Source organism: Kitasatospora sp. NPDC001539, from assembly GCF_040298565.1.
Classification (GTDB): domain Bacteria; phylum Actinomycetota; class Actinomycetes; order Streptomycetales; family Streptomycetaceae; genus Kitasatospora.
In genome coordinates this window covers 1-4,406 of sequence record NZ_JBEPAK010000382.1, presented here as the reverse complement: position 1 = coordinate 4,406, position 4,406 = coordinate 1, and the positions used below count along the sequence as shown (strand labels likewise).

Genomic DNA, 4,406 nt, shown 5'->3' with positions numbered 1-4,406 from the left:
CGCGCCCGCCGCATCGACGTCGACTACGCCTCCCACACCCACCACGTCGAAACCATCCACCAACAACTCCTCGACCAACTCGCCGGCATCACCCCCAAACCGGCCACCATCCCCCTCTACTCCACCGTCACCGGCACCCCCATCGACACCACCACCCTCACCCCCCACTACTGGTACACCAACCTCCGCCAACCCGTCCTCCTCACCCAAGCCCTCCAAACCGCCCACACCCACGGCCACACCACCTACATCGAAATCAGCCCCCACCCCGTCCTCACCCCCGCCATCGAAGAAACCCTCCACCCCCACCCCACCCTCACCACCGCCACCCTCCGCCGCAACGAAGGCGGCCTCCGGCGGCTGCTCACCTCCCTCGCCGAGGTCCACGCCCAGGGCGCCCCCGTCGACTGGCGCGCCCTGTTCGCCACGGAGGCCGGCGCCACCGCGATCGACCTGCCCACCTACCCCTTCCAACGGGAACGCTTCTGGCTCGACACCCCCGCAGCCACCGGAGACGTCCGCACCGCAGGCCTCACCCCCGCCGACCACCCCCTGCTCAGCGCGCTCCTCCCGCTCGCCACCGACGACGAACTCGTCCTCACCGGCTCGATCTCCCTCACCACCCACCCCTGGCTCGCCGACCACGCCGTCTGGGACACCGTCCTCGCCCCTGGCACCGCGCTCGTCGAACTCGCCCTCCACGCCGGCCGTCAGGCGGACTGTGCACACCTCGACGAACTGACGCTGGAAGCCCCGCTCGTCCTCCCCGAGCACCAGCCCGTCCGGCTCCAGGTCCGGGTCGGCACCCCCGACGAGTCCGGCCGCCGTGCCGTCACCGTCCACTCCGCGGTCGAGGACGGCACCGGCTGGACCCGGCACGCGACCGGCGTCCTGGCCGCCGAAGGCCCCGCACCGTCCGTGGACACGCCCCGGCCCTGGACGTCAGCGCTCGCTCCCGCCGAGGCGGTCTACGACCGGCTGGCCGCGGTCGGCTTCGACTACGGTCCGGCCTTCCAGGGCCTGCGGGCCGTCGGCCGGCACGGCGACGAGATCCTCGCCGAGGTCGCGCTCCCGCCCGAGCGGCACGGCGACGGCTTCGGGCTGCACCCGGCGCTCCTGGACGCGGCCCTGCACGCCTGCCTGCTGGAAGGCTGCGACGGCGTCCGCCTGCCGTTCGCCTGGTCCGACGTCGTCGTCCACGCCACGGCGGCCGCCTCGCTGCGCGTCCGGCTCACCCCGACGGGCGCGGACACCGTCGCCCTCACCGCGACCGACGAAGCCGACCGCCCGGTCGTCTCGGTCGGGTCGCTGACGCTGCGCCCGGTGACGCCCGAGCAGTTCAGCGCCGCCACCCGGGGCCACCACGGCTCGCTGTACCAGGTGGAGTGGGTCCCGCTGCCGCTCGGCGCGGGCGCGCCCGACGCAGCACCGCCGTCGATGCTCGACGCCGACGACTCCGGATACGCCCGACCCGCCGACCTGCTCGCCCTCCGGGCCTCCCGGCCGGCCACGGTGGTGGCGGCGTTCCCGCCCGCCACCGGAGCGACCGTGGAGCACGTCCACGCGGCGGCCGAGCGCGCGCTGGCCCTGGTCCAGGCCTGGCTCGCCGAGGAGCGCTTCGCCGACTCCCGGCTCGTCCTGCTCACCCGCGGCGCCGTGGCCGTCGGCCCGGCCGAGGACGTCACGGACCTCGTCCACGCGCCGCTGTGGGGCCTGGTCCGGTCCGCCCAGTCGGAGAACCCCGGCCGGCTCGTCCTCGCCGACCTGGACGACCACCCCGACTCCTACCCGGCACTGGTCCGGGCGCTCCCCTCGGCGGAACCCCAGCTGGCCGTGCGCGCGGGCCGCGTCTCGGCCGCCCGGCTGGCGACCGTCACGCCCGGTGCGGCGGAGGCCCCGCCCTCGTTCGACCCGACCGGCACCGTGCTGGTGACCGGTGGCACCGGCCTGCTCGGCGGCCTGTTCGCCCGTCACCTGGTGGACCGGCACGGCGTGCGGCACCTGCTGCTCCTCAGCCGGCAGGGGCTCGCCGCCGACGGTGCGGCCGAACTGCGGGACGAGCTGGCGGCATCGGGCGCCACCGTGACGGTCGCCGCGTGCGACGCCGCCGACCGGGACGCCCTCGCCGCCGTGCTGGCCCGGGTGCCCGCCGAGCACCCGCTGGTGGGTGTGATCCACACGGCGGGCGTGCTGGACGACGGCGTGCTCACGGCGCTGACCCCCGACCGGGTGGCGGCCGTCCTGCGCCCCAAGGTCGACGCGGCGTGGCACCTCCACGAGCTGACCCGGGACGCCGGCCTGACCGCGTTCGTCCTCTTCTCGTCGGCCGCCGGTGTCCTGGGGCAGGCCGGCCAGTCGAGCTACTCGGCGGCCAACGCCTTCCTGGACGCCCTCGCCCTGCACCGCCGGGCCGAGGGCCTGCCCGCGCACTCCCTGGCCTGGGGCCTGTGGGCGGAGTCCAGCGGGATGACCCGCCATCTCGCCGAGGCCGACCTCCGCCGCCTGAGCCGGACCGGCCTCGCCGGCATGCCCTCCGAGCAGGGGCTCGCGCTCTTCGACGCGGCGCTGCGGACGGATCACGCGGTGCTCGTCCCGGCCCGGCTGGACACCGCGGCCCTGCGGGCCCAGTCGGACGTGCCGCCGGTGTTCCGCGGCCTGCTCCGGGCCCCGAGGCGCCGCGAGGCCTCCGCGCCGCAGACGGCGACGCAGGCCGAGACGTTCCGGCAGCGGTTCGCCGCACTGGAGGCGGCGGAGCGCGGCCGCGCCCTGCTCGACCTGGTCCGGGCCCAGGTGGCAGCCGTCCTGGGCTACGCCTCGCCGGAGCGGGTCGAACCCGACCGCGGCTTCCTCGACCTCGGGCTCGATTCCCTCACCGCGCTGGAACTGCGCAACCGGCTCGGCCGGGAGAGCGGCACCCGGTTGTCCGCCACCCTGATCTTCGACCACCCGACCCCGGCCGCCGTCGCCCGCCACCTGGCGAGCGAGGTGTTCCCGGCGGAGCCGGCGCCGGCCGGGGCGCGGAGCGGCGAGGACCACGGCACCGACGGCGTCGAAGGCGTCGACGAGGCCGAGTTCCGGCGGGTCCTGGCAACGGTCCCGCTGGCCCGCTTCCAGGAGGCCGGGCTGGTCCGCACCCTCCTCGGTCTCGCGGACCCGACGGAGGAACCGGCCGGCACCGACGAGCAGGAGCACGGCAGCGCGCTCGACACGATGGACCTGGACAGCCTCATCCGGGTCGCCCTCGGTGACCACTGACCACGACGCACCGCCCCTCGCAACGCCCCTCTACGGCACGGAGTTTCGGAGTTCGCGATGACCGCATCCAGTGAAGAAGTCGTCAAGGCGCTACGAGCCTCCCTCAAGGAGGCCGAGCTGCTGCGGCAGCAGAACCGGAAGCTGACCGCTGCCGCCTCCGACCCGATCGCCATCGTCGGCATGGCCTGCCGCTACCCCGGGGGCGTCACGTCGCCCGAGGGCCTCTGGGAGCTGGTCGCCGGCGGCGGCGACGCGATCTCCGCCTTCCCGGAGGACCGCGGTTGGGACCTGGACGCGCTGTACGACCCCGACCCCGAGGCGGTCGGAAAGACGTACGCCCGGGCGGGCGGCTTCCTGCACGAGGCCGCACTGTTCGACCCGGACTTCTTCGGGATCAGCCCGCGCGAGGCGCTCGCCATGCACCCGCAGCAGCGGCTGCTGCTGGAGACCTCCTGGGAGGCCTTCGAGCGGGCCGGCATCGACCCGGCGTCCGTCCGCGGCAGCCGGACCGGCGTCTTCGCCGGCGTGATGCACCAGGACTACGCCGCGCGACTGCGCGAGACCCCCGACGACCTCGAGGGCTACCTGATGACGGGCAGCCTGGGCAGCGTGGTGTCCGGGCGCGTGGCCTACACCCTGGGCCTGGAGGGCCCGGCGATCACGGTGGACACGGCGTGCTCCTCCTCGCTGGTCGCCCTGCACCTCGCGGGACAGGCGCTGCGCAACGGGGAGTGCACGATGGCGCTCGTCGGCGGCGTCACCGTGATGACCGGGCCGGGTGGCTTCGTCGAGTTCAGCCGTCAGCGGGCGTTGTCGCCCGACGGACGCTGCCGGGCGTTCGCCGCCGGCGCGGACGGCACCGGCTGGGCGGAGGGCGTCGGTGTCCTGCTGCTGGAGCGGCTCTCCGACGCCCGCCGCAACGGGCACCGGGTGCTGGCGGTGGTGCGCGGCTCGGCCGTCAACCAGGACGGGAGCAGCAGCGGCTTCTCCGCTCCCAACGGGCCGGCCCAGCAGCGGGCGATCCGGGACGCGTTGAAGAACGCCCGGCTCACCCCCGCCGATGTGGACGCGGTGGAGGCGCACGGGACGGGCACCCGGTTGGGCGATCCGATCGAGGCCCAGGCCCTGCTGGCGACGTACGGGCAGGAGCG

The 4,406-nt window shown here is 75.3% G+C and carries 2 protein-coding genes; both read left to right on the top strand.

The annotated features are described in order from the left end of the window. Positions 1 to 3,255, top strand: a 3,255-nt coding sequence (locus ABT247_RS32065; RefSeq protein ID WP_350749804.1) for a type I polyketide synthase, incomplete at its 5' end; no start/stop codon positions are given. 57 nt (positions 3,256 to 3,312) lie between these two features. Beyond that, on the top strand, positions 3,313 to 4,406 hold a 1,094-nt coding region (locus tag ABT247_RS32060), incomplete at its 3' end, for a beta-ketoacyl synthase N-terminal-like domain-containing protein (protein WP_350749800.1).